This window comes from Bacillus sp. 22483, from assembly GCF_052044605.1.
GTDB classification, from domain to species: Bacteria; Bacillota; Bacilli; order Bacillales; family Bacillaceae; genus Bacillus; species Bacillus altitudinis.
This window is the reverse complement of the sequence record NZ_JBQENU010000005.1, coordinates 103,023-128,023: the sequence shown is the minus strand read 5'-3', so window position 1 is coordinate 128,023 and position 25,001 is coordinate 103,023. Positions and strand designations below refer to the sequence as shown.

The 25,001-nt window shown below is 42.2% G+C and carries 25 protein-coding genes and 1 riboswitch; of the genes, 9 read left to right on the top strand and 16 right to left on the bottom strand.

Annotated features, from left to right (window positions below; all coding sequences use genetic code 11):
• Window positions 1-3 precede the first annotated feature (3 nt).
• From ACTJJQ_RS09650 to ACTJJQ_RS09635, 4 genes are all read right to left on the bottom strand, one after another.
• The gene (locus tag ACTJJQ_RS09650) at window positions 4-1,437 is read right to left on the bottom strand and encodes a glycoside hydrolase family 1 protein (RefSeq protein ID WP_146270992.1); all 1,434 of its coding nucleotides are present in this window, start codon (window positions 1,435-1,437) and stop codon (window positions 4-6) included.
• A complete protein-coding gene (uxuA, locus tag ACTJJQ_RS09645; protein ID WP_251185135.1) occupies window positions 1,434-2,498 on the bottom strand; it encodes a mannonate dehydratase in 1,065 nt (354 codons plus the stop codon). Before uxuA ends, ACTJJQ_RS09650 begins: the two co-directional genes overlap by 4 nt.
• 14 nt (window positions 2,499-2,512) lie before the next feature.
• Window positions 2,513-3,823 carry a PTS sugar transporter subunit IIC gene (locus tag ACTJJQ_RS09640; protein ID WP_024719533.1) on the bottom strand — a complete coding sequence of 437 codons (1,311 nt, stop codon included), beginning with the start codon at window positions 3,821-3,823 and terminating at the stop codon, window positions 2,513-2,515.
• An 89-nt stretch (window positions 3,824-3,912) separates the two neighbouring features.
• Complete coding sequence (locus tag ACTJJQ_RS09635; protein WP_242731277.1) at window positions 3,913-5,871, bottom strand: BglG family transcription antiterminator; 1,959 nt, start codon at window positions 5,869-5,871, stop codon at window positions 3,913-3,915.
• Between the two features lie 137 nt (window positions 5,872-6,008).
• Here ACTJJQ_RS09635 and ACTJJQ_RS09630 point away from each other — a divergent pair, with 137 nt between their 5' ends.
• On the top strand, window positions 6,009-6,206 hold the full coding sequence (locus ACTJJQ_RS09630) for a hypothetical protein (protein WP_025208222.1): 198 nt from the start codon (window positions 6,009-6,011) through the stop codon (window positions 6,204-6,206).
• Between the two features lie 47 nt (window positions 6,207-6,253).
• On the opposite strand, the gene ACTJJQ_RS09625 is transcribed toward ACTJJQ_RS09630, so the two are convergent.
• The 6 genes from ACTJJQ_RS09625 to ACTJJQ_RS09600 all read right to left on the bottom strand — a co-directional run bounded on the left by ACTJJQ_RS09625 (window position 6,254) and on the right by ACTJJQ_RS09600 (window position 11,978).
• Window positions 6,254-6,679, bottom strand: a complete 426-nt coding sequence (locus ACTJJQ_RS09625) for a YwqH-like family protein (RefSeq protein WP_007497950.1) — start codon at window positions 6,677-6,679, stop codon at window positions 6,254-6,256.
• 284 nt (window positions 6,680-6,963) lie between these two features.
• Complete coding sequence (locus tag ACTJJQ_RS09620) at window positions 6,964-7,230, bottom strand: YwqI/YxiC family protein (RefSeq protein WP_008345634.1); 267 nt, start codon at window positions 7,228-7,230, stop codon at window positions 6,964-6,966.
• 37 nt (window positions 7,231-7,267) lie between these two features.
• Window positions 7,268-7,693 (bottom strand): YwqH-like family protein, encoded by a 426-nt coding sequence (locus tag ACTJJQ_RS09615; RefSeq protein ID WP_017358667.1) that lies wholly within the window; start codon window positions 7,691-7,693, stop codon window positions 7,268-7,270.
• Between the two features lie 295 nt (window positions 7,694-7,988).
• Complete coding sequence (gene nhaC, locus ACTJJQ_RS09610; RefSeq protein ID WP_017358666.1) at window positions 7,989-9,395, bottom strand: Na+/H+ antiporter NhaC; 1,407 nt, start codon at window positions 9,393-9,395, stop codon at window positions 7,989-7,991.
• A 143-nt stretch (window positions 9,396-9,538) separates the two neighbouring features.
• Window positions 9,539-10,960 carry an aspartate ammonia-lyase gene (aspA, locus tag ACTJJQ_RS09605; protein ID WP_007497957.1) on the bottom strand — a complete coding sequence of 474 codons (1,422 nt, stop codon included), beginning with the start codon at window positions 10,958-10,960 and terminating at the stop codon, window positions 9,539-9,541.
• A gap of 28 nt (window positions 10,961-10,988) precedes the next feature.
• Window positions 10,989-11,978 carry an asparaginase gene (locus ACTJJQ_RS09600; protein WP_017358664.1) on the bottom strand — a complete coding sequence of 330 codons (990 nt, stop codon included), beginning with the start codon at window positions 11,976-11,978 and terminating at the stop codon, window positions 10,989-10,991.
• A 206-nt stretch (window positions 11,979-12,184) separates the two neighbouring features.
• Between ACTJJQ_RS09600 and ACTJJQ_RS09595 the strand changes: the two genes are divergently transcribed.
• Entirely contained in the window at window positions 12,185-12,532 is a 348-nt protein-coding gene (locus ACTJJQ_RS09595; protein WP_017368336.1) for a helix-turn-helix domain-containing protein, read from the top strand.
• Between the two features lie 51 nt (window positions 12,533-12,583).
• Here the strand turns inward: ACTJJQ_RS09595 and ACTJJQ_RS09590 are convergent, their stop codons facing one another.
• The 5 genes from ACTJJQ_RS09590 to ACTJJQ_RS09570 form a co-directional block, all read right to left on the bottom strand.
• On the bottom strand, window positions 12,584-13,039 hold the full coding sequence (locus tag ACTJJQ_RS09590) for a helix-turn-helix domain-containing protein (protein ID WP_007497964.1): 456 nt from the start codon (window positions 13,037-13,039) through the stop codon (window positions 12,584-12,586).
• A 96-nt stretch (window positions 13,040-13,135) separates the two neighbouring features.
• Window positions 13,136-13,663, bottom strand: a complete 528-nt coding sequence (locus tag ACTJJQ_RS09585) for a YfjD family protein (RefSeq protein ID WP_007497966.1) — start codon at window positions 13,661-13,663, stop codon at window positions 13,136-13,138.
• Between the two features lie 21 nt (window positions 13,664-13,684).
• Window positions 13,685-14,443, bottom strand: a complete 759-nt coding sequence (locus ACTJJQ_RS09580; RefSeq protein WP_242731279.1) for a hypothetical protein — start codon at window positions 14,441-14,443, stop codon at window positions 13,685-13,687.
• 12 nt (window positions 14,444-14,455) lie between these two features.
• Entirely contained in the window at window positions 14,456-15,652 is a 1,197-nt protein-coding gene (locus ACTJJQ_RS09575; protein ID WP_017358662.1) for a DUF6861 domain-containing protein, read from the bottom strand.
• A gap of 4 nt (window positions 15,653-15,656) precedes the next feature.
• Window positions 15,657-15,980, bottom strand: a complete 324-nt coding sequence (locus ACTJJQ_RS09570; RefSeq protein WP_008345659.1) for a WXG100 family type VII secretion target — start codon at window positions 15,978-15,980, stop codon at window positions 15,657-15,659.
• Window positions 15,981-16,206: 226 nt separating this feature from the next.
• Between ACTJJQ_RS09570 and pepT the strand changes: the two genes are divergently transcribed.
• Window positions 16,207-17,439, top strand: a complete 1,233-nt coding sequence (pepT, locus tag ACTJJQ_RS09565) for a peptidase T (protein ID WP_008345662.1) — start codon at window positions 16,207-16,209, stop codon at window positions 17,437-17,439.
• Window positions 17,440-17,727: 288 nt separating this feature from the next.
• Window positions 17,728-17,907 (top strand): hypothetical protein, encoded by a 180-nt coding sequence (locus ACTJJQ_RS09560; protein WP_008345664.1) that lies wholly within the window; start codon window positions 17,728-17,730, stop codon window positions 17,905-17,907.
• Window positions 17,908-17,985: 78 nt separating this feature from the next.
• Here ACTJJQ_RS09560 and ACTJJQ_RS09555 read toward each other — a convergent pair whose 3' ends face one another.
• Window positions 17,986-18,663 carry a DUF3298 and DUF4163 domain-containing protein gene (locus ACTJJQ_RS09555; RefSeq protein WP_008345668.1) on the bottom strand — a complete coding sequence of 226 codons (678 nt, stop codon included), beginning with the start codon at window positions 18,661-18,663 and terminating at the stop codon, window positions 17,986-17,988.
• Between the two features lie 161 nt (window positions 18,664-18,824).
• Here ACTJJQ_RS09555 and ACTJJQ_RS09550 point away from each other — a divergent pair, with 161 nt between their 5' ends.
• The 5 genes from ACTJJQ_RS09550 to ACTJJQ_RS09530 all read left to right on the top strand — a co-directional run bounded on the left by ACTJJQ_RS09550 (window position 18,825) and on the right by ACTJJQ_RS09530 (window position 24,977).
• Entirely contained in the window at window positions 18,825-19,682 is an 858-nt protein-coding gene (locus ACTJJQ_RS09550; RefSeq protein WP_017368342.1) for a MurR/RpiR family transcriptional regulator, read from the top strand.
• Between the two features lie 200 nt (window positions 19,683-19,882).
• Window positions 19,883-20,776, top strand: coding sequence for a 2-hydroxy-3-oxopropionate reductase (gene garR / locus ACTJJQ_RS09545; RefSeq protein WP_008345672.1), 894 nt, complete (start codon window positions 19,883-19,885; stop codon window positions 20,774-20,776).
• A gap of 6 nt (window positions 20,777-20,782) precedes the next feature.
• Window positions 20,783-22,204, top strand: a complete 1,422-nt coding sequence (locus tag ACTJJQ_RS09540; RefSeq protein WP_440600150.1) for a four-carbon acid sugar kinase family protein — start codon at window positions 20,783-20,785, stop codon at window positions 22,202-22,204.
• A 50-nt stretch (window positions 22,205-22,254) separates the two neighbouring features.
• A complete protein-coding gene (locus tag ACTJJQ_RS09535; RefSeq protein ID WP_008345676.1) occupies window positions 22,255-23,574 on the top strand; it encodes a gluconate:H+ symporter in 1,320 nt (439 codons plus the stop codon).
• A gap of 81 nt (window positions 23,575-23,655) precedes the next feature.
• Window positions 23,656-23,768, top strand: a riboswitch (SAM riboswitch).
• A gap of 87 nt (window positions 23,769-23,855) precedes the next feature.
• Window positions 23,856-24,977, top strand: coding sequence for a 5-methyltetrahydropteroyltriglutamate--homocysteine S-methyltransferase (locus ACTJJQ_RS09530; protein WP_025208229.1), 1,122 nt, complete (start codon window positions 23,856-23,858; stop codon window positions 24,975-24,977).
• Window positions 24,978-25,001 lie beyond the last annotated feature (24 nt).

Sequence of the window (25,001 nt, the reverse complement as noted above, 5' to 3'; positions counted from 1 at the left end):
CTCCTATTGATAAATGACATCTGGTTCATCCCTTAATTTCCTCGTTTGGATTAATGTTTTGAACCAGTACCCTGACGCTTTCATCTGACGATTCCGTTCATTCTCCAGTTGGATCTCTACTAATCCGTAGCGATTCTTGAATGCATTCATCGGCGAGACATTATCCGTAAAAGCCCAGAGCATATATCCCTTGCAGTTTGAACCTTCTTTTTTCGCTTGGAGGGCTTTTTTCAAATGCTGGCTGATAAATGAAATTCGGTACTGATCATCAATGATGCCGTCTTCGTTTTTAAACCGCTCTTCCTGCTCGACCCCCATACCGTTTTCAGCCACAAACCACTCGATATTACCGTATTCTTCTTTTATTCTCATGCCCATATCATAGACGATATTCGGATAGATTTCCCAGCCTCTGAATGGATTCATTTTTCTCCCTGGGAGCTCAAATAGATCGTAATAATAAGATGGATGAAACGGTGTATTTTCGTTCCAAGCCTTGCTAGGTGCCTTAACGCGATGCGGATAGTATAAATTAAGACCGACCACATCGACTGTATGATCTTTAATGAGCTGAAGCTCTTCTTCCGTTGCATCGAAAAGAATGTCATGCTTTTTCAACACATCAAGCAGTTCTTCTGGATACTCGCCTTTAATGGAGGGATCTAAGAACACGCGATTAAAAAACAAATCATACATGCGGGCCGCTTCTTGATCATGCGGAGCAGTCGATCTCGCATACGTCACTTCTGGATTGAGAATGACCCCAATTTTTGCACCGGCTGATTCCTTCAAGCCCATTTCCTGAAAAAGCTTCACCACTTTTGATGTCGCCAAGGCTTTATGATAGTTCCACTGCATCCATTTCTTCGTATTTTGCTCGAAAGGATAACGAATAGCATCTAGATACACACGAGTCTGAACAACAATTGGTTCATTAAAGGTAAACCAATGTTTGACCCGGTCTCCATAGCGTTCAAACACCTTTTCTGCATACAGAACAAACAGCTCGACAACATGTTTAGATGACCAACCGCCGTACTTTTCAAGCAAAACGGCAGGAAGCTCATAATGCTCTAAGCAAAACATCGGCTCTACACCTGCTTCAAGTAATTCATTGATGAAATCATCAATATAACGAGCATAGGTCTCATCTACAATTCCATTCTCGTAATCTATGAGAAACCTCGACCAATTGATCGATGTCCGGTAATGAGATAACCCAATTTCCTTCATAAGGGCTACATCTTCAGGATAGCGCTCGTAAAAATTCGTTGCTCCTGCTGGTCCGTACCCTTCGTGCCATACGTGATACCCCTCCTTATACCAAAGGTCTATATACGAATCCTGATGCGGTTTCTTCCCTTTCCAACCCTCCGTCTGCCAAGCAGAAGCCGCAGCACCTAGAATAAAGTCATTGGGTATGTCGATTTTGTTCATGTTGCCACCTGACCTTTCTTCGTGTGAATTTGAAGTCCTTCCCACATCCCTTGTAAATACATAGCTCCAAGTGCTCGGTCGTATAATCCATAGCCAGGTCTGCCCGTCTCACCAAAGATCATTCGTCCATGATCTGGCCGGACATAGCCAGCAAATCCTTCCTTAAACAATGCGTTCACAATCGCTCCCATATCGAGGCTGCCTGCTGACGACAGGTGTGCCGACTCTTCAAAATCACCGTTTTCATACAAATTGACATTGCGTAAATGAGCAAAGTGTATACGCCCTTTTTTGGCATACTTTCTCGCAAGTGAAGGAACATCATTTTTCGCATTACAGCCTAGGGAACCGGAACAAAAGGTCAGTCCATGCTGTGAGCGTTCATCGAGCTGAAGGATACGATCTATTTGTTCTTCACAACTGACAATGCGGGGCAGACCAAATATGTTCCAAGGAGGGTCATCTGGATGCAGTGCCATGTTCATGTTCTCTTCCGCTGCAACTGGAAGGATATTTCCCAAGAAATAGTCTAGGTTCTCAAATAACCCTTCTGCACCCAATGCCCTGTATGCAGCCATCAACTTTCTCATTTCTTCCTGCGTATAAGACGTATCCCATCCTGGTAAGGAAAATCGATCTTTTTCTATATCCATCTGTTCAAGCTGATGCTGAAAATAAACAAGGGTCGTCGATTGATCAGCTAGTGGGAAATCGAGCTGTGTTCGTGTCCAATCAAGGACTGGCATGAAGTTATAACAAATGACCTTCACACCATGCCTTGCTAATCTGCGGATATTTTCTTGATAATGCTCGATATAAACATCCCGGCTAGGCTTTCCCAGCTTAATATCTTCATGGATCGGGAGACTTTCTACGACTTCAAAAGCAAGATCGTGACGTTCGATTTCCGCTTTTAAATGAGCAATACTTTCCTCCGGCCACAGATCACCAGCCGGCACATCATAGACTGCACTGACAATCCCTTTCATGCCGGGAATTTGCCGAATATATGAAAGGGAGACAGGATCTTCTTTGCCATACCATCTAAATTGCATGTTCATTCAGAGCCCTCCTTCTATTCTGAATCAGGTGCTGCTTCTGGCTTCCGGTTGGATAAGAGGACAAAAGGTAAATAGATGAAAACAGCGACAACAATACAGATGAGCTGTGTGATGACAGCCCCCATACTGCCAGCGGTAGACAGCCAAGCATTCACAATCGGAGGTGTCGTCCACGGCACCATCACCACCGCTTTCCCGGCAAAACCTGTAGCGGTTGCGATATAGCCAATCGTACCTGTCACGAGTGGTGTAACGATAAACGGAATTGCCATCACAGGGTTCAACATGACAGGTAATCCGAAAATAACTGGTTCATTGATGTTAAACAGTCCAGGTCCTGATGAAAGCTTGGCAATGCTCCGCATCTCTTCCCTTCTACCCGCTATAAAAATGGCGATCAACAGACCAATCGTCACACCCGAACCACCAATGCTCATATACACATCCCAAAATGGCATCGTGATAATATTTGGAATCTCTTTGCCCTCTTGAAATGCTGTCATATTCACTGCAATTGATCCTAATAACAGCGGCTCGCGAATCGGTTTAATCATTTGGTTGCCATGAATACCGATCACCCAAAAAAATTGAGCCACAAACATTAACGTTAAAATACCAGGCAGTCCCTGCACAACACTTTCAAGCGGACGCTGCACGACGTTATACACCGCTTCATGCAAATAAATGCCTGTCACACGGTGAAACGCAAACCCGAATGAACTAATGATTGTAATCGTAATAATTGATGGGAAAAGTGAAGAAAAAGATGTCGCCACATTTGATGGAACAGAATCTGGCATCTTAATTTGCAGCCACTTCACCTCGGTAAGCTTACAAAAGATCTCTACAGAGACGATGGCAATGATCATACCCAAAAATAAGCTTTTTGGATCGGAGAATTGCCTCGCCAGCACATCGACAACCTCACGCATTGATCCATCGACTTCAAGAAGAAGTGTCGTCGGAATAACGGATATAAATGAAATCAATGCCATTAATCCTGGGAACAATGATTTGTGTCCATTGATTTTCCCGAGCTCAATCCCGATAAGGAACACAGCCCCGATCGTTAAAAAGTTCAGCGTGGCATAATTGATTGCCTTCATAATTGGCTGAAGCTCTGCTAAAAACCTGAATATCTCAAAATGGGCAAGCCCTGTTTCCGGGCTCATGATCATATTTGCGACCAGTACAGCAAATGCCCCCGTAATGATAATTGGCATTAATGTGACAAATGCTTGCTTAATCGCCATAATATATTTCTGATTTGTAATACGATAAGCGACATGTCCCATGACGTCGGCCGCTCTCTCTTTAAAGCTCATGATCCGTCTCCCCCTTTACAAAAACTCGTGATCATCCTCCTTTTTGATGTTATTTTAAAAGCGCTTTCATTAACATCCAATCTTTTTCCTCACAGATGCGGAAATGGGTATCCTTTTTTTTCATCTGGCTGTTCCAACACGTGCAGCGCCGCCGTCAGTTCTTCAAATGAAGCAGCTTTGATGATTTGCTCCACCACTTCCTTCTGCTCTGTCAAACGCACAAGAAATTGATAAAGTGACTGCAATTCTTTCTGATACGTCTTCTGTATACTTAACAAACAGACGACCTGTACCCGATCGTCGCCCCACAACACTGGTTTTCTCAACGTACAGATCGCACAAAACGTATCATCTGTTGCCGGTTTGATTGGGTGAGGGATTGCGACCAAATGACCGAACGACGTAGGTGACACTTCCTCTCTTTCCAGTAATAGCTGTTCAAAATCATCCGGGATTCGGTTTTGTTCTTGCAATACATTCACGAAAAATTGAAGAACCTCTTCCCTTGTTTGTAGATCTTGCTGAAAAAAAGTCATCTTCGGACTGATATATCGCAAGACCCCCATTTCTTGTGACCCCTGTACAAATCGTTTCAGCCTCAACATATCGTCTTCACTGAGGATCGTATGTACATCAATCACTGGCACAGGTAGTGTGTTCTGAAGCGGGATGGTACTAATGATCAAATCGATACTTCTCAAGTCATACGACAAAAGGTCACTGACACTTGCAGTTCCAGCAATCTCTAGCCTTTCGCTAAAGGCGGCCTTCAGCTTATGAAGAAGAAGCTGACTGCTCGCGACACCCGTTGCGCACACAATCAAGCATTTTTTTCTCACAGTCTGAGTTTTTGTCCGCTCTATGGCAGCACCAATATGCAGCGCCAAATATCCGATTTCATCTTCATGAATCTCTACATTCTCTTTTTCCTTCAGCCATCTTCCCATATAGACACCTGCTTCAAAAGCAATCGGATAATGCCTTTTTATGTCTGATAAATAGGGGTTACGGATGTTCATATCATATCGGAACCGATGAATCGCTGATCTCAGGTGAAGACTTAGTCCCACAATCAATTCCTTGTCCGTCTGAATATCAAGTGACATGTGCTCTTCGACATAACCAAGTAATTGGTGAGTTAAACGGAAATGCTCTTCATCAAGCATGTGAAATAGCGTGTGGCCCGTTTCTCCATACGCCATCATTTTTGCACCCATTAAATGAATCGCAATATAGGCCATTTCAGATAATGGAAAATCTATACCGAGCACGTGACGCATATCTTCTGCCATTTGCCTCGCCACTTGAAAAGCGGGCTGTGTTTGAATGTCTTTGAGTTCTCCTTCCGGCATCATCACCAATTTTTTCTCTTCAATTCGTTTGCACGCAATGGCGATATGTGTCACTAAGTTGCTTAAACCGATCTCTGACACATGAAGGCCGCTTGCCTTTGTACGTGAACGCACCATATCTTGAATCAATTGATACGTTTCTTCAGGTAAAAGGGCAGGGTTCGGATGCTCCTGCTGAAACACATGCTCAGCTAGACAATACCTTAATTTCATTTCATCTCCAGTCAGCCTCAGTCCATATTTAGGTCGGTGTGCAACAGAAAGTCCATGTAAAGAAAATAGATGCTTGACTGCTTTCAGGTCATTTTTCACAGTAGATTCACTCACAAATAATTCCTCGGCCAATTCATCTAATTTCATATAGTCTTCGGACAATAAAAGCCTTCTCAATAAATAAGAGATACGATCCTCCGGCTGATTTGGAATAACTTGATTCTTTTTTTCATTTCTTTCTCTCATTGAGTTTTTCAAAAAAGTACGAAATGCTCCATAATCTTCGACAGTCAATGTATACCCTGCTCCACGTTTCATATGAAGTGTTGCCCCGTGTACTTCTAATACTGATTTAAGCGCTTTCATATCTGTTCGAACTGTTCGTGATGTGACGCCTATCAGGCGTGCAATTTCTTCACCTGTCAGCTCCTGCTCTGCCTGCATTAACCGCCTCAACAGCTCCTCCTGACGTAGAGATAACATAGACTCCCCTCCCTTGGTCAATTACTTTTGCCTATCATCATAAACGAAAATAGAACTCTTTGCCCAGTTTTTCTTTCCGACCGGGAACTTTGTTATGGCTCAAACGTATGAATATGAAACAAGAGGAGGGATACATCATGTTTGTTATCATCATCATCATAGCTTCTTTAGGCGCCATTACCGCCCACATGTTTACACCAAAAGATAAGCGTTCATCTTCTAGGCATTCTGCACATCACAGTTCAACAACCAGTAACTATACTGATTCGTATACACATCACGCTTCTGATGCCTCCTGCGGTGGTGATTCAGGTGGTAGCAGCGGATGTGACTAAACCAAAAAAAACAGCCGCTTGTTCAGCCGGCTGTTTCGTTTATTTTATTAAAGAGCTTTCCAGCCCCGTTCAATTAAATGTTTGACATCCTTTGCAAAATCCTCGCCTTTTTCCATCACATCTTGGGCTCTTCCTGCAAAATTACTAGCGACAGCGAGTTCCATTTTTTTTAACTCAAAGTGCATAATTTTTTGGTCTATCTCCGTAATATAGGTTTCATACTCATTGTTCACAATGTCGTGCAGCACGTGATAGGCTTCTTTCCGATGACGGTGAAAGTCCGTTCCTCTCTCACCTTTCCATGACGAATCTAGAGCAGGCTTCTTGATTTCCTTTATGTCAGACTGCGCAAGATCTTGTTCTGTTCGAATATTACTTTTGGCTGTCTTTAACCGAGAGATCATTTCGTCAAATTCTGCACGTTTGTTTTCAATCCCCATATGCAGATGGTGCAGCATCTCGGATAAACTCATGTCATCCACCTCTATTAGACCTCATAAGAAAGCACGGCGTCAGCGTTTTTGAAACCGGGCAGATCATCTGCTTTTTCCAGTCCTGACATTTCTATCGTTCGCTTTCATTAAGTATAGTATAAGGTGAAAAGCCTTAGGCTTAAATAGGGAAAAGGTGTCCTTTTAACATGGTGTTTGGAAGAAAAACGGAATAATCTAAGGTCATAAATCCCGAATTATATATGAGTCTTTACGACTATATTTTACATCGTACTCAGCTACGCTATCAATAAAACGATTGGGGCTTATGATTTTGCCGCAATCGCTTCATCCTGTTCTTTTAGCGTCTTCACATTTGAGCGTGTATCCTGAACGTTTTTGATTAAGGCTTCTTTAAAGCTTGAGACCATTTCGCCCACCTCTGCTTCACGTGCCGTCCATTTGGTTACAAATTCAAGGCTGTTTTCACCAGCTTTATCTGCTGCTTTTTTCATTGTTAAAGCTTCAACTGCTTGGGAGACTTCATCTAGTTTATCCATCACTGTTTGGTAGTTTAACTTAATTTGTCCCATTATGATATCCTCCAGATTGGTTCAGCATGAAGCTCGCTTACAAGCTGCTCCATGCTTTTGAGATCAAGCGTTTTGCGTCTTCTACTGCGTCTTCTCCTTTTTCAGCCAAACGTGCGGCATCTCCAGCTAAAGAGCTGGCAAAGGATAAGGCAGCCTGCTCTGCTTCTAGTGTACTGATTTTGAATTCGATTCGGCTCACGTAGCGTGGATATTTATCGCTTACGATCGTTTGCAGCGCATCATGCGCTTCATTTCGTTCTGATTTGAAATCTTGGCTCCGCTCCCCTTTCCAAGAGGCCCCAAGCTTTGGCTGCTTGATTTGTTTTAGGTCTGTTTCTGCGGCATCTTGTTCACGTTCAATCTTACTTTTTGCCTTTTTGAGTCGAGCAATTTTCTCTTCGATCTCTGCCTTTTTATTTGAAATGCCACCGTTAAGGGCAGACAGCATATCCGATAAGCTCATATGGGTTCCTCCTCCTGTCAAAAATAAAAACGCTGCTTAGAGTCCCTCTAAACGAGCGTAATGGTGAATCGCACTTTTTCCAATATTGTTATTATAAGGTTCAAAGACTCATGTTTGAATAGGGATTTGTGCCCTTTTTATGGTATAAATATGCTTTCAATCTGCTTCACACCACACCTTAAGCCCTCTTTTATAGGGGGTCAAAATACACAACCACCCTTCTGGAAACACACATAGTCTTACGGTCCTAGGACAAACAAAAGCCGCCCGGGGGAGGGGCGGCTTTTGCAGTGGCTTATGATGCCGATTCTTCTGAGTCTTGTTGATTTTTCACGTACCAAATGAATTTCCCTGTATATCCGTAGATGATGGCAAGACCAATGGCAACAAAGCTCAGCCACATAAATGGTAAATAAGAGAATGTCGAGACGCCTAGAATCCCTGCCATGTAAATTCCGTTATCTGACCATGGAACCATACCAGACGTAAGTGTTCCACCAACCTCAGAGTTTCTAGATAACACACGTCTGTCTAATTTTAATTTGTCATAGCTTTTTTCCATGATTTTTGGTGTAAGAATTAATGAGACATACATTGCACAACCAAAGATATTCGCAAAGAATGCTACTACAAGTGTAGACAGTGTCACATTTCCTGCATTGTGCAATTTTTTCTCGAATGTTGCGACGATCACTTTTAACACGCCTAAGTATTCAAGAACTCCACCAAAACCAAGTCCAAGAATAATGACCACTAGAGATCCTAACATATTGACAATACCGCCACGGTTCAACAGTGTATTTAAGAAATCTACATCTGAATTAATAGAGAAGCCGTTATAAGCTGTACCAAGCGCATCAGCTGGGTTCATTCCTTGGAATGCCATCGCCCAGACTGCCCCAAGCAGTGCACCAATTGCGATAACAGGCATTGACGGTTTTTTCAATACAAGTAATAGGACAACAATGACTGCCGGAATGATCATCCAAATATTAATCGTGAATGTATCCTGCAATGCTTGTTTCAAAAACTCTACTTTATCTTGATCAATATTTCTTCCACCATACATAAATCCAGTAATTGTAAACATAATAGCCGTAATAACAAAGGCCGGTATGGATAAAACCATCATGGCTCTTACATGCGCCAGCACGTCCACTTTTGAAAGAGAGGAAGCGAGCACAGTACTATCAGATAGAGGAGATAATTTATCACCAAAATAAGCGCCAGATAAAACAGCCCCAGCTACGATCGGTAATGGGATACCCAATCCTTCACCAATCGCAATCATCGCAATACCTGCCGTTCCAACTGTACCCCAAGACGTACCAGTAGCAACAGACATAATAGAACAGATAATCAGTGTAGCTAATAAGAAGATATTAGGATGAATAAATTCCAGTCCGTAATAAATTAACGTGGGTACAACACCGCCAGCAATCCATGTACCAACAAGTGCACCTACTGCAATTAAGATTAAAACAGCCTCTAATCCATTCGATATCCCTTTTGTGATCGCATTTTGAAGGTCTTTGTACGAATGCCCTAAACGAATTCCTAAAGCAATAACCATAAACCATGAGATGAACAATGCTAGCTGAATATCTAATTTGAAGTAAAGAGTGAATGATAAAACAATTGCTAAAAATAAGCCAAGTACAGACACGACTTCTAAAATAGACGGTAGACGTGGTGTTTTCATTTTGTTTCCTCCCTTTGTGCGTGCGTTAAGCGTTTTCAAAATATTGTGAAAAAAGTGTGTCAATTCGAAAGAAAGTGAATTGCCTGTTTTTCTCTTTTTCACAGGCAATTCAACATATTAATAAAATAAAATTTTTGATATTATCATCGCTCTAGGAGCTCTGCACCCGCAATGCCAGGCTTTGTCATCTCGTAAGGATTCAAAATAATATCAAGTTCTTCTTCTGTTAACACATCATTTTGCAGGCAAAGATCTCTGATCGATTGTCCTGTTAAAATGGCTTCTCTTGCGATTCTAGCCGCGGCTTCATAGCCTAAGTGAGGGTTTACCGCAGTAATGACACCTGCACTTTTTTCGACATATTCTTTCAAACGTTTTTCATTTGCTTCGATGTCCGCTAAACAGTGATCTGTGAATGAGCGGAATCCGTTATTCATTATACTAATAGATTGAAGCAAGTTAAAGACCAGAACAGGCTCCATCACATTTAACTCAAGCTGGCCTGCTTCAGAAGCAAGACAGATGGTGTGGTCGTTCCCAATGACCTGGAATGCGATTTGGTTAATGAGCTCTGCCATGACTGGATTGACTTTCCCAGGCATAATGGATGATCCCGGCTGACGGGCTGGCAATGCAATCTCAGCAAGACCTGCACGTGGGCCAGATGCCATTAAGCGAAGGTCATTCGCAATTTTAGACATGTTCATCATGCATACTTTTAAGGCAGCAGATACTTCTGTGTATGCATCTGTATTTTGCGTCGCATCGACGAGGTGCTCTGCGCCTACTAATGGCAGTCCAGAAATATCAGCAAGCTTCTTCACTACGATTTCGATGTAGCGAGGATCTGCATTGAGGCCTGTCCCAACAGCTGTCGCACCCATATTTACTTCATATAAATGCTGTTTTGATTGGTTGATTCGTTTAATATCACGGCTGAGCACACGGCTGTATGCTTCAAACTCTTGTCCTAAACGGATCGGAACAGCGTCTTGTAAATGAGTACGCCCCATTTTGATGACATGATCGAATTCTTTTGCTTTCTTTTGAAATACGTCCTGCATGGCCTGCATCGTCTCAAGTAAAATGTCTAACTGCTTGAGCACTGCAATATGGATCGCCGTTGGGAACGAATCATTTGTCGATTGTGACATGTTCACATGTGTGTTTGGACTTAAATGAATGTATTCGCCCTTTTGATGTCCCATGATCTCGAGGGCTCTGTTTCCAATGACCTCATTGGCATTCATATTCATAGACGTTCCTGCGCCGCCTTGAATCGGGTCTACGATGAAATATTCATGGAATTTGCCTTCAATCACTTCATCTGAAGCTTGAACGATCGCATTTCCAATTCCTTCATATAAACGTCCGACTTCCATATTGGCTTGAGCTGCTGCTTTTTTGACAATGGCAAATGCTCGAATGAGTTCTTCATGCATGCGATATCCTGTAATCGGGAAATTCTCTTTTGCACGAAGCGTTTGAACACCATAATACACGTCTGCGGGAATTTCTTTTTCACCTAGAAAATCCTTCTCGTAACGATAAGTTGCTTGAACCATCTCGTATGACCTGCTTTCTATAGAATAGTTAAATCACTAAATCTTCTGCGATTGGCGTTTCCATAATCTTTTTCACTTCTCGTGGATCTGTTGTTTTACCTAATGCCCACATGAGCTTTGGCACGATGGCTTCTGTGTTCATGTTTCTTGAACGAGCAACCAGTTCTTGATTGATTTTACGTCCTACTTCATACACACTCATGTCTTCTCCTTCTTCGAGACACTGAGTGGTGATCACAACAGAAATGCCTTCTTCCAGCAATTCGTTGATTTTTTCTAAAAGGTTTCTTCCTTCGAAAGGAATTCCGCCGCTGCCGTAGCTTTCAATGACGACCCCTTTGTACAAACCTTTGATTGAATCTAAAAACTCAGGCTTCAGTCCTGGATGCAGTTTTAATAAACAAACGTCTGTGTTCAAGGATGCATCTAATTTAAGCGGTTTCATTGATGATCTTTTTACTTTGCTATTGTATTCAATTTGATGATTTTCAATCGATGCAATATATGGGTAGTTAATACTTTCAAATGCATCGTAGCTTTTCGTTCTTAGTTTGATTGCGCGAGTTCCTTGAATGACTCTGCCATCAAATACGACGTATACGCCGCCAACACCGTCACATGCAAAACGAATCGCATCTGTAATGTTTTTCTTCGCATCTGTTTTCTTAAACGTAATTGGAATTTGTGACCCTGTAATGACAATTGGCTTATCAGGATTTTGCAGCATATACGATAGTGCTGCTGATGTATAGGCCATTGTGTCTGTTCCATGCGTGACGACAAATCCGTCATATTGGTCATAATTTTCATAAATGGCTGTTGCGATATCAACCCAGTATTCAGGTTGCATATTGGTACTATCTATACTCATTAGGGACTTTGTGTCCATTGTGTAGTCTGCATTAATTTCGTTTAAATAGCTTAAAAGGTCCTCAGCTTTAACACCTGGAGCTAAACCATTTTCACTTTCTACAGATGCAATCGTCCCACCAGTGGTTAAAAGCAATAATTTCTTCAACAGGTCCACCTCTTTCAGTAAAATTACTTCGTTTGTCACACATATTATAAGCCAGCTTGTGCTATTCTATAATATACGCTTTACGCGTACCTTCATTGCCATTATAGTCACATAACGCGAATTAATCAAGAAATTATTACGCATAACGCGTACACTCTTTGTCAAAATATGATATACTGTTGTTGTATATAAAGGAGCGTTCATGTATGATACTCGATCGTTTAACCACCCTTAGAAAAAAGAAAAAATGGTCTCTCCAGCATACGGCAGATCGCCTAGGTATCGCCAAAAGCACCTATGCCGGTTACGAATCTGGGTACCGACGACCTTCGCTTGAAGCAGTGAAACTGCTGGCTGATTTGTATGATACGTCCATTGATTTTTTACTTGGTAGAACGGACGAGCCAGAGATACAACGCAAAATCTCTGATATCAAAATTGAGCTGACGGAAGCAAAAGAAGGAACCATCCATGTAGACGGCGTTCCACTAACAGATGAAGAAATCAAACAGCTTGTTGCCTTTATTCGGGCGAAAAACACTCTGAAAGTATAAACAACACAAAAAAGAGAGGTCCCTGTCATAGAGGGACCTCTCTTTTTCTGCTTACGACAGCTCACTTAATTCCTCTAACCGCCGCTTCGCTTCTTCTTTATTAAAGGAACTATAATAGCGATAATTCTCATCATCTAAGATGCGGTAATGCTGGCTTAGCACATTCTGCTGAAGACGAAACGTACCTTTTTTCACAGACGTCCGCCACCAAACCTTTCCGCCAATCGTACGTTCAACAGATAAATGCAATTCATCGTGGGCGACGACTTCCAAAATCTCAAGCGGATCATCCCCAAGTGTCCCTTTTAAAATGTCACTATCCCTGAATAATGCACATACGGCCGCAGATTGCGTCCAGTTGAGGCGAAGACGATTCTTTTCTACCTGCTGCAAATGCCGTTTGGATAGCCCAAGCACCTCAGCCATGCGGTCCTGTGTATAGTTTTTTTCTTTTCGAATTCGTGCCATTTGTTCTGTGACGAGGTCGATTACCATTTCTTTGTCCATCTCTCATCACCTCTTGATTGTTCAGTCTTTACTGACATCATACACGATTTCTTAAAAAAAGTGGCGTCTCACCTCATGGAATGATGGCTAAAACATCTATTGATTCTGCTTTTCACCATGACCATGCTGCTGTTTCCAATTTTCTTGGGCAGTCTCATGTAAATATGGATAAATGTTTTGTTTCACCGTTTGCTCAAATACTTCTTCATCTAAAATACTGTACGCCGGAATCTTGATCAATTTCCCATCCATTTTCCGAATGAGCACATCCATGAACAGAAATCCCCTGATACTGTAACGATGCCTGCGCATATCAATAGATTGAATGTCTTGAAAAGGGATTGTTTGTTGCCGGTATAAAACAGCGCCATTCTCTCCTCGCTGAATGCGAAAAATCACATTTCCCCTCTTCGTAAAAGCCGGAAGAATCATCAAAAAAGAGATCCACCCATAGACAATGCCTAATAATCCACCTAAAAATAAAAACAACGTATAATTCGATTCAAATGTAAGAGCTTCTGAAAATAACCAAATACCGATGATGCCAAACCCGCCCGTTGCTAAGAATGCCCATACTCTTAGAAAGGGTCTGCTCCTCACTTCTATTACTTCACTTGGATTCAAGCGCCATTCTCCTTTTCTCCATTAGAATATAGAACGTAAACCGTCCATATGAGCCGTCTCTATCCGAAATTCATTTTCCTTCATGCCCGACACTAGCCAAGAATGCTTCTGCCCCGGAATAACAAATATCATAGACTCTACATCCGGCGTATTATTTTTATCATAAGTGACCTTCATCAAAGAATCCATTTTTCCTTTTCTAACCCTTACATCAGAAGCAAATGCCCGCACAAGCTCTTGGTTCTCTGCTTTATTTAGAAAAGAAGGGCAATCCTCATTCCCTTGACTGGCTTGTTCTAACAGCAGTTCAAATTCTTCCGCCTGCAAATTGATGACTGGTGTGAGGTGTTCACTCATGTGTATGTTCAAAAAGGTTGTCACTTGCTCCACAGTCTGCTGATCGTCTTTTAGTTTGTGAATCTGATGCACTTGTTGATCATAAAGCGTATGGTGTGAATACATACCTGCCTGAGTCGTATGAAAGGACGTACTGACCTCTTCATCTAATGCACCAAACCTTGAAGCTTTCACGGTATGTGATGCATCATTCATGGCTTGAATGAAATGCCGGTATTCTTCTTTATAACGGTATTGTCTATTTCGAAATTCCAGCACGTCTTTTGCCAGCAAAGAGCGGCATGCAATTTCAAATAAAAATCCAAGACGTTCATCCTCTACATCTGGATAATAGGCTTCCTTTAAAGACATCCCTTGCTCAAAATAGCCTTCACTGTAAAAACTAAAGATGAGTTCCTCGATACTTAGACTTAGCTGATCCAACTTGATCTCTCCTTATCCAAAAGAAAATGCGCCCTTCAAGAAATCACCTGCACCTTTCAACAGCGAATCTGCGGTTTCTTTTGTTTTTTCTATTCCTTTATGTATCACCTGATTTGCTTGATCAATGGTGTCATTGACTGCTTTAACACCTTGACCTGCCAGTTCAAATGCTTTTTTTCCTTTATCGACAACCGCATGAATTGGGTCTTTTAATTTCACTGCGACCTGTTCTGCAAAACCAGAAGTAAGCTTGGCGACTTTTTCACCAATAAAGCCACCTACTGCTGATCCTATCGCACCGCCAACCACTGTTCCAATCGGTCCTGCAAAGCTTCCAAGAGCGCCGCCCACAACGGCACCTGCAACAGATCCGCCTGCAATAAAGACCGTATTATTCACTGCATTTCCAACAGCCTTTGCATTTTCACGCTTGAGAACTTCTGGCTGATCCCCAAATTCCGCATAGTTCTCCGCAATTTTCAGACCGCAGCCAACCGTTTCTGTTGCACCCGTGACGACCGTTGCAATGATGGCATTTCCTTTCGCAAACCTTGCACCATTTTTCAGAACAGACTTGATGCCAGCTGTGTCCTTCCAATTGATACTTCCTTTTGTGAAATCACGTACACTGTTCGTGAACGCAACTGTATCGCTAGGATAAAATTTCGTAAATTTCTTATGGACTAGGTCAGCCATCGACCAATTCGATCGTTTTAATAATTCTTTTTTGCTCAGCCAAATCCTTGCCAGCCGGTCAAATCTCGTTCCTTCTACCCGTCCGGTCACATCAAGAAGGAGCTTTGAATGTTGCGCAGCATAGCGGCCATTTTCTTTGATAAAGGTTGTCATGCCAAGCCCATAGTATTTCGCCTGCATCATCACAATACCAGCTAAGCTCGTGAGTGTACCATATTGATCATACAAACTGTACATTTTCCTTAAAATATCATCAGCTTCGACCATTTTATCCGTTGCATGACGAATAGCAATGTCGTCACTGCTCAATTTGCTCATTAAGGCTTGTCCAGAACCCCACGCATCTCCTACTCCAGAAAAACAGCTTCGATAACGGGGATCACAGCCTAGGATGAGGCCATCCAGTTCACTATGTAAATCGTGGTGCTTTGTTTCGATGGCCGAAAGCTCTCCTACAAAATCATTCGCCAGCCCTGTCAGCTGATCTGGATCTACTACAATGTCACGCGCCATCACATCATCTCCCTTCTCGGTTTCTTTCTCTCCGTTCTTCTCGCCTTTTTCGCTCAAGCTCTTCCATTCTGGCGATTTCAGCTTTACGTTCCTCGATTTTGACAGCAGCATCCCGCAGTTCCTGACTTGTTTCAAGCAAGTCCTTTTCAAATTGATCATAGCGTGTCACTGTTTCCTCAAAGCTTTGATCAAATTTATCTCTTGCTTCCCCTTGCCAGCCTGATCCAACTGCCTTCAGCCGATTCTCAAGTAGCTGCTTCGACTGCCGAATGCCATCAGCGGCTTCTTGGAACTTTTGAGCGAGTGCAAGTGTTTGACTAGAATCCAACTTTCGCACCCCTTTCTCCCAAATTAACGTACAAATGGATGATTTTATATGTCCTCATTATAAATAAAAAGACACCCAAAAAAATCACCCTAAAGAACCATTCAGCACATCGCAAAATAAAAGTAGGTCTTTTTCCTCTCTAATTGTCAGAGAAAGCCTTTCTTGTTATGAAGCGCATTCAAGACATGATAAAATGAACATATTCTACAAAAGGAGTGACGTATTGATGAAAGAGGAAATGATCCAGCGATTCACAAGTTATGTAAAAGTGGATACACAGTCTGATGCAGACATAGAGAGCTGCCCATCCACTGAAGGACAGCTGAACCTAGCAAGGCAGCTAGTTGAAGAGATGAAATCCATCGGCATTCAAGAAGTGACAATGGATGAAAACGGTTATGTCATGGGCACGATCCCATCTAACACAGACAAAGAAGTGCCAACCATTGGCTTCCTGGCTCATATCGACACAGCCACTGACTTCACTGGCAAGAACGTGAAACCGCAGATTCACGAGAACTATCAAGGCGGGGACATCACGTTAAACGAAGATCTACATATCGTATTATCTCCAGCACAGTTTCCAAATTTACAAAAATACCAAGGACATACGCTCATCACGACTGATGGCACGACCCTGCTCGGTGCAGATAACAAAGCTGGTATCGCAGAAATTATGACCGCCATGCATTACCTGATTGAGCATCCAGAAATCAAGCATGGAAAAATTCGTGTCGCCTTCACACCAGATGAAGAGATCGGCAGAGGACCTCACAAATTCGATGTTGATGCCTTTGGCGCTTCCTATGCTTATACGATTGACGGTGGCCCGCTAGGAGAGCTTCAATATGAAAGCTTCAACGCCGCAGGTGCAAAAGTATCAATTAAAGGAAACAACGTCCATCCAGGGACAGCAAAAGACAAAATGGTCAGTGCTGCAAAGATCGGCATGCTCTTTCACAACAAACTTCCTTCAGATGAATCTCCAGAATACACAGAAGGATACGAAGGCTTTTTCCACCTCACAAGATTTGTAGGAGAAGTAGAAGAAGCAGAGTTGCAATATATTATTCGTGATTTTGATAAAGAGAAATTCAACAAGCGCAAAGCACTATTTGAAAAAATCGCAAACGACTTAAAAGCAGTCTACGGCGAAAACAGCATCACCCTTAGCATTCAGGATCAATATTACAATATGAGAGAAAAAATTGAGCCAGTTAAACATATCGTAGACATCGCTCATGAAGCCATGGAAAACCGCTCAGTGACACCTGTCATTGAACCAATCCGCGGCGGTACAGATGGCTCACAGCTTTCATATAAAGGACTTCCAACGCCAAACATCTTTACTGGCGGGGAAAACTTCCATGGTAAATATGAATTCATCTCTGTAGAGAACATGCTGAAAGCGTCAGAAGTGATCGTGGAAATTGCACGTTTATTTGAAGAAAAAGCATAAACATGTTTACAACCGTTCCTGTTCGGGAACGGTTTTTTAATAAAAGTTTACAATTTTCTGAAACTTTTATGACACTTAATCGTACTAATAGAGACAACCCCAGAAAAATTCTTCTTGACGAGTGAAATAACTGGAAATATAATAGTTAAAAACAACCAGTATTTTAGACCTAAAAAAGCACCTAGAATAAACCTTTAGAACTAAACGCGATTTGCTAACTATTTTCAGTTATAAACATCACTCACCCTGTCTACACTTAAAGAATAGGATGAATTGGAGGAATGTCATATGATGATTTTATTGATTATCGCTTCACTTTGCTGCTACTTACTATTCTCTTTCAAAAAAGATAACCGCACCCAAAAACGAAAAAGCGCAGAGCTTTCGGAGTTTGAAATCTTTCGTATGCGCCGCCACTACAACGGCAAACGCCGTCACCCACTAAACGATGCACCCAAACAAGTATAAATGTAAAAGAAGAGCCTCATCATCAGGGGCTCTTTTTATGTATAAAAAAACGACCAAATTCATGGCCGTTTCTCTTGTTTATTTATACACCTTCGCAGGTACTTGAATCATAGGAATTCCTACATAGTACGGTGAAATTTCATATGGCTGGAAGACAACAGCGATTCCCTTTTTCGTGAAGTAGTACTGCGTGTCGTAGCCGATTTGAATATCGCTTTTTTTCAGATTCGCATAGAATTTACTTTTATGCTTCTTTGTGTAGTTATAGATATAATCTCTTACTTTTGTACGCTTTTTCTTTGTTTTTACCACATCTGTAAAGTACAGTTGCTTTGTTTTTTTCTTTGTTAACACATAGTTCATGCTCGTAACCATCGTATCCCCATGCGCTCCACCGTTATACATGTAATCATAGTTTAAGATACTCAGTTTCTTACCATTGTTAAATTTCGTTTCATACGTTCTCTCATACGTGACCTTCCCGTAGCCTTCCTTTTTCGCTTCGTCCTTTAAGAACAAGTACGTAGAATAAGAGAATGCAATATCTTCTTTTAAATCACGATTGATGGTTTTCATATGCGCTTTACTAAGGTTTTTCACCTGTGCATATTTAAACGTTTTTTTCTTTTTATAATAGTGTGTACTTACTTTTGCTTTTTTCACTTGTTTGGCATCCGCAGATCCAACTGGCGCAAACAACGAAACAATCAGCGAAAAAATGAGCAGGCTGATCGTTAGGCCTTTTTTCATTGTCATAGTAAAAACCCCCATTTTTGTCTATTACCAATTGAGTATACCATGACAAAAGAACCAAAAGAAGTGTTTTCTTCCATATTATTCTTTATTTTTCATGTGAGGTTTGTTTACCGTTTTCATAAGTTCCTGTATGCTTAAGATAGAATGTTAGATGAAGTGTGGTGTTTATCATAGAAGAGAATATTTTTAGTCATATCCGGACAACATTTCATAGTTTGTCCCCTACCCAGAAAAAGATTGCCAATTACATTTTACAAAACCCTCAGAAAGTTGTGCTTCATTCGATTAGTGCACTCGCTGCTGAATGCAACACAAGTGAAACGACGATCTTTCGTTTTCTGCGAAAAATTGGCTATGAGTCCTATCAAGTGTTTCGTGTCCATGTCGCGCAGGATATTGCGACCAATACACCTCAATCCATATACGGTGAGATCGAAGCATCTGATAGTGTCGCAGATATTAAACATAAGGTCATAGAGTTAACCACCAACTCTATTCAGGATATGAAACATATTTTAGAAGACCAAGCTGTGACACAATTTATTGAGCAAATGAAACAGGCTCATAAAACCGTCTTCTTTGGAGCAGGTGCCTCCAGTTTTATTGCCGGAGATGCCTATCATAAGTTTCTCCAGCTTGGCTTTGAAGTGAGTCTATGCAGTGATCCTCATATGATGAATATGATTGCAACACATGCAACGGAACATGATTTTATCGTCGCGATCTCACATTCAGGAGAAAGTAGAGAAATCCTTGATGCCGTGCAATTTGCAAAGGAAAAAGGTGCAACGGTCGCCTCGATTACGAGCTATCCGAAATCAGAGCTCGCCAAGAAATCTGACTTTCATCTGCTCAGTTCATCGAGAGAAACAACCTATCGTTCTGACTCAATGATTTCTCGTATTAATCAGCTTGTGATTATTGATGTTTTGTATGTCGCAGCTGTTTTAGAATTAGGATCAAATGCGATCGACAACGTCAAACGTTCTCGATTAGCTGTAGCTAAAAATAAAACATAATCGACAATAGACCGGAGCTGTTTCCGGTCTTTTTTTTGTGACTTTTCTCATATTTTCCGTTGACACATTCCTATTTCGTCATGTACATTAAATGAACAATAGTTTATTTTCTACTATTAAATTAAAAAGATAGTATATATACTAACAAAAAGAAAAGAAAGCGCTTTTTGTAAGGGGTTTCTAAATAGGAGGCGGACAAAATGGCAAAGCAAATTGGATTCATTGGATTAGGCATTATGGGGAAACCTATGGCACTCAATCTATTAAAAGCCGGTCATACTGTGACTGTTTTCGATATTCATACAGAAGCTGTTCTAGCATTAAAAGAAGTGGGCGCAAATGCCGCTGCATCAGCTGCTGAGGCAGCATCTGAAAGCGATATCATCATCACGATGCTTCCAAAAGGTGAGCATGTAGAAGCAGTCGTAGCAGGTGAACAAGGCATATTGGCTGCAGCAAAACCTGGCACGATCATTATAGATATGAGCTCTATTTCACCTGTTACTTCTAGAGCATTAGCGGCACTGGCAAAACAGCATCAGGTCGAATTTATCGATGCTCCTGTCAGTGGCGGAGAGCCAAAGGCGATAGACGGGACACTTGCGATTATGGCGGGCGGAGAAGAAGAGATCTTTGAACAAGTAAAGGATGTCCTCTATGCGATGGGCACAGATGTCGTATTAGTTGGATCAAATGGAAGCGGGACAACCGCTAAGCTTGCGAATCAAATCATCGTCAACTTAAATATCGCTGCCATGTCCGAGGCACTCGTCCTTGCCGCTAAGTCTGGCATTGCGATTGATAAAATGTATGAAGCCATCCGAGGTGGACTGGCAGGAAGTGCTGTACTCGATGCGAAGGTTCCTCTCATTTTAGAACGAAACTTTGAGCCTGGCGGACGTATTGACATCAACTTAAAGGATTTAACCAATGTCATGGAAACTGCCCACGATATCGGCGTCCCTCTCCCGCTTTCTAGTCAGCTGCTGGAAATCTTCCACGCCCTCAAAGCGGACGGAAAGTCTGGACTTGATCACGGCGGGATCGTTCAATATTACGAAAAAATGGCTCATGTTGAAGTGAAGAAAGGATGAGGTTCTATGAAACAAAGCATTGAGATACTAAATGCCATTCCGAAAGCGGATTCAGCCCGCATTCAATCAGCATACGAACAAGCACTAAACCATTTTCACCATAAAGTGATTGTATTAGACGATGACCCAACAGGCATTCAAACGGTACACGGCGTCTCTGTTTTCACCGATTGGTCAGAGAAAAGCATTGAGGCTGGTTTTCTTGAAGACAGCCGTATGTTCTTTATCTTAACCAACTCTCGCAGTATGACAGAGAAAGAAACGGCGGTTCTTCATGAAACGATCGCATCAACGATTGTGAAAACGGCTGAACGGCTTGATCAAGATTTCATCATTGTCAGCCGGGGGGATTCCACCCTGCGTGGACATTTCCCACTGGAGACTGAAATTCTCAGAACGACCATTGAACAGCAAAGCTCCCGCCAATTTGACGGCGAAATTCTTCTTCCCTTTTTTAAAGAAGGCGGCCGCTTTACGATTGGCAATATTCACTACGTACAGGAAGGTCACAAATTAATTCCTGCTGGTGACACAGAATTTGCATTGGATCGTACATTCGGATTTCAATCTTCTCACCTCGGAGAATGGATCGAAGAGAAATCAAACGGATCGTTCACTAAGGAAAACACTACTTATATTTCTTTAGAAGATATCCGGGCTTTACGTATTGAACAAATAAAGGATCAGCTGATGACCGTGAAGGATTTTCAAAAAGTGGTTGTGAATGCAGTGGACTATGACGATGTCAAAGTCTTTGTCGTTGCCCTCATAGAGGCTATCAAAGCAGGTCAGCACTTTCTATTTAGAAGTGCGGCAGCTCTCACAAAAGTGCTTGGCGGTGTTGAGGATCAAGCACTATTAACTAGACAAGACTTAATACAGGAAGAAAGCAGGCACGGTGGCCTCATCATGGTCGGTTCCCATGTCAAAAAAACAACCGAACAATTGCAAGCGCTGCAGCAAAATGAAGACATCGCATTTATTGAATTTGATACACACCTCGTGTTAGAACCTGAAGCATTTCAAGAGGAAATTGACCGCGTGATTCAACAAACTGAAAGGCTTTTAACAACCGGGCAATCGGTTGCTGTTTATACAAGGAGAGAACGGCTTGATCTTGGAGACAATCGCCGAGAGGAAGAATTGAAGCTCTCTGTTCAGATTAGTGATGCTGTGACAAGCATTGTTCAGCGCCTCTCCATTCGCCCTAAGTACCTCATTGCCAAAGGTGGAATCACCTCAAGTGATATTGGCACAAGAGGACTCAGTGTCAAACGTGCGACTGTCGCAGGTCAAATCAGACCAGGTATTCCCGTTTGGCAAACAGGAGAAGAAAGTAAATTCCCATTCATGTCTTATGTGATTTTCCCGGGAAATGTTGGCTCAAAGGATACGTTAAAAGAAGCAGTAGACATACTTGAAGGATAAAGCAGAGGGAGCGTTCACGCTCCCTTATGCAGCACAAAGGAGGAAAGATCATGTCGTTAGTTTTTATCGGACTTGGCGTTTTGTTATTACTTTTACTCATGGTTGTCTTTAAGTTAAACGCTTTCATTTCGTTGATTATTGTCTCTTTAATCGTTGCCGTTTTAGAAGGCATGTCACCACTTGAAGCGATTGCTTCAGTCGAAAAAGGGCTTGGAAGTACACTCGGCCATCTGGCGTTGGTTCTTGGCTTTGGAGCGATGCTTGGTAAATTGATGGCTGATTCTGGCGGTGCTCAGCGTATTGCCATGACACTCATCGACCGCTTTGGTATCGGGAAAATTCAATGGGCAACGATGCTGACTGGATTTGTTATCGGAATTGCTCTATTTTATGAAACCGGATTCATTATTCTTATTCCATTAGTCTTTACCATTGCTCAAGCCGCAAGACTCCCTGTGTTGTATGTGGGAATGCCGCTCGTCGCTGCACTCATTACAACACATGGCTTTCTCCCTCCTCACCCAGGGCCGACAGCCATTGCCAATGTATTTCAAGCCAACATGGGACAAACCTTATTGGTTGGAATTATTTTAGCCATTCCTGCTGTTTTAGTAGGCGGACTTCTGTTTACGAAACTATTTAAGAAAGATCAACTGCATGCACACATTCCAAAGGACTTGTTTAATCCAAAGGAATTTACAGAAGAGGAAATGCCAAGCTTCGGCATTAGTATTTTCACCGCTATTTTACCTGTATTGCTCATGACATTCAGAGCATGTTTAGAAATTTTCTTCCCGTCCTCTCCACTGCTACCGGCGGCTGAGTTTTTAGGTGAGCCGGCGATTGCCCTATTAATCTCTGTGCTGCTTGCCATCTACACATTTGGTCTTGGCAGAGGAAAGAGCATGCAGGACGTCATGAAGTCGATTACGGATTCAATTGGCTCCATTGCGATGATTCTATTGATCATTGCAGGCGGCGGCGCCTTTAAACAGGTGCTCATTGACAGCGGCGTTGATCAATACATTGCAGGGATTATGCAAGGAAGCACACTGTCTCCTCTGCTCCTCACTTGGCTAATTGCAGCTGTCCTTCGTGTCTCTTTAGGGTCAGCGACTGTCGCGGGTCTCACAGCAGCTGGCATTTCTGCACCGCTGATTGGTTTGACGGGAGTCAGCCCAGAATTAATGGTGATTGCAACAGGCGCCGGCAGTATAACATTCTCTCATGTGAATGATGCAGGTTTCTGGATTTACAAAGAATACTTTAATTTGTCGATGGCTCAAACTTTTAAAACGTGGACATTGATGGTGACTGTTCTATCACTTGTTGGATTAGCAGGTGTTCTCGTCGCTGATTTGTTTATGTAGGAAAATAAATAGGAAAAACCATTGACTTTTTCTCGAAAAGATTGAATAATTGTGTTTATTAAGAAAATTGAATCAAAGGTAACCTTATTAAGAGTGGTGGAGGGACTGGCCCTGTGAAACCCGGCAACCGCTGTTCCTAGGAACAGAATGGTGCTAATTCCTTAAGCAAGCTGAAGCTTGTTTGAAGATAAGGCAGAGATCTCACAGTATATGATGCTCTTCCTTATCCAAGGAAGAGCTTTTTTATTTGATTTATAACCTGAAGAAAGAAGGGATTCAGCATGACACAAGTACAAACCATTGGTAAGAAAACAACAAAGCCGCCATTTCGCGCAGATCAAGTAGGGAGTTTACTTCGTTCTGAACGCATCAAAGAAGCCCGCAAGCAAAAAGCAGACGGTACACTGACAGCAGAACAGCTCAGACAAATTGAAAACGAAGAAATCACTCGTATTGTAGAGAAGCAAAAGGAAATTGGATTAGAGGTTGTCACAGATGGAGAATTCAGACGTGCATGGTGGCATTTTGACTTTCTAGAAGGGCTTGATGGGGTCGAAGGATTTGAAGCAGACCAAGGCATTCAATTCCACAATACGACGACAAAAGCGAGAGGCATCAAAGTAACAGGTAAGATTGATTTTACTGATCATCCAATGCTGGAGGATTATCGCTTCCTTCACAGCATCGCGGGTGATCATACGGCTAAAATGACGATTCCAAGTCCGAATATGCTCTTTTTCCGTGGAAAGCTTGAAGAAGGTGTGTACGACAGCTTAGATGATTTTCACCATGACGTGGCACAAGCTTATAAAAAAGCCATCCGTGCTTTTTATGATGCAGGCTGCCGTTACTTACAGCTAGATGATACAGCTTGGGCTGTGTTCTTTTCTGAAAAAGGACATGAACAAATCAAAGCTTTTGGCCGCGAAGAAGATGAACTGCGTGAATCGTTTGCGAAAACAATCAATGAAGCAGTTGCCGATCGACCAGATGATTTAGTGATCACCATGCACATTTGCCGTGGTAACTTTAAATCAACTTGGGCAGCCGAAGGTGGTTATGAGGCAGCGGCAGAAACGATTTTTGCAGGTCTCGATTTGGATGGTCTCTTCTTAGAATTCGACGATGACCGTTCTGGCGGATTTGAACCCCTGCGTTATGTGAAAAATCCAAACCTTCAAATCGTACTAGGTCTTGTCACTTCAAAGTATGGGGAACTTGAACCCGTTGATCAGATCAAAAGACGAATCGAGGAAGCGGCTCAATATGTGGACATCAACCAAATCTGTTTGAGCCCACAATGCGGATTCGCCTCAACAGAGGAAGGCAATTTGTTAACAGAAGAACAGCAATGGGAAAAGCTGCGTCATGTGATTGAGATTGCGGATCAAGTGTGGAAATAGGCGGAAATCTGCAGAAAAAGCTTA

Bases quoted from the DNA above. Each gene is read 5' to 3' on its own strand.
- ACTJJQ_RS09650 (WP_146270992.1), bottom strand. From the start codon at position 1,437: ATGAACAAAATCGACATACCCAATGACTTTATTCTAGGTGCTGCGGCT.
- uxuA (WP_251185135.1), bottom strand. From the start codon at position 2,498: ATGAACATGCAATTTAGATGGTATGGCAAAGAAGATCCTGTCTCCCTT.
- ACTJJQ_RS09640 (WP_024719533.1), bottom strand. From the start codon at position 3,823: ATGAGCTTTAAAGAGAGAGCGGCCGACGTCATGGGACATGTCGCTTAT.
- ACTJJQ_RS09635 (WP_242731277.1), bottom strand. From the start codon at position 5,871: ATGTTATCTCTACGTCAGGAGGAGCTGTTGAGGCGGTTAATGCAGGCA.
- ACTJJQ_RS09630 (WP_025208222.1), top strand. From the start codon at position 6,009: ATGTTTGTTATCATCATCATCATAGCTTCTTTAGGCGCCATTACCGCC.
- ACTJJQ_RS09625 (WP_007497950.1), bottom strand. From the start codon at position 6,679: ATGAGTTTATCCGAGATGCTGCACCATCTGCATATGGGGATTGAAAAC.
- ACTJJQ_RS09620 (WP_008345634.1), bottom strand. From the start codon at position 7,230: ATGGGACAAATTAAGTTAAACTACCAAACAGTGATGGATAAACTAGAT.
- ACTJJQ_RS09615 (WP_017358667.1), bottom strand. From the start codon at position 7,693: ATGAGCTTATCGGATATGCTGTCTGCCCTTAACGGTGGCATTTCAAAT.
- nhaC (WP_017358666.1), bottom strand. From the start codon at position 9,395: ATGAAAACACCACGTCTACCGTCTATTTTAGAAGTCGTGTCTGTACTT.
- aspA (WP_007497957.1), bottom strand. From the start codon at position 10,960: ATGGTTCAAGCAACTTATCGTTACGAGAAGGATTTTCTAGGTGAAAAA.
- ACTJJQ_RS09595 (WP_017368336.1), top strand. From the start codon at position 12,185: ATGATACTCGATCGTTTAACCACCCTTAGAAAAAAGAAAAAATGGTCT.
- ACTJJQ_RS09590 (WP_007497964.1), bottom strand. From the start codon at position 13,039: ATGGACAAAGAAATGGTAATCGACCTCGTCACAGAACAAATGGCACGA.
- ACTJJQ_RS09575 (WP_017358662.1), bottom strand. From the start codon at position 15,652: ATGGCGCGTGACATTGTAGTAGATCCAGATCAGCTGACAGGGCTGGCG.
- pepT (WP_008345662.1), top strand. From the start codon at position 16,207: ATGAAAGAGGAAATGATCCAGCGATTCACAAGTTATGTAAAAGTGGAT.
- ACTJJQ_RS09560 (WP_008345664.1), top strand. From the start codon at position 17,728: ATGATGATTTTATTGATTATCGCTTCACTTTGCTGCTACTTACTATTC.
- ACTJJQ_RS09555 (WP_008345668.1), bottom strand. From the start codon at position 18,663: ATGACAATGAAAAAAGGCCTAACGATCAGCCTGCTCATTTTTTCGCTG.
- garR (WP_008345672.1), top strand. From the start codon at position 19,883: ATGGCAAAGCAAATTGGATTCATTGGATTAGGCATTATGGGGAAACCT.
- ACTJJQ_RS09540 (WP_440600150.1), top strand. From the start codon at position 20,783: ATGAAACAAAGCATTGAGATACTAAATGCCATTCCGAAAGCGGATTCA.
- ACTJJQ_RS09535 (WP_008345676.1), top strand. From the start codon at position 22,255: ATGTCGTTAGTTTTTATCGGACTTGGCGTTTTGTTATTACTTTTACTC.
- ACTJJQ_RS09530 (WP_025208229.1), top strand. From the start codon at position 23,856: ATGACACAAGTACAAACCATTGGTAAGAAAACAACAAAGCCGCCATTT.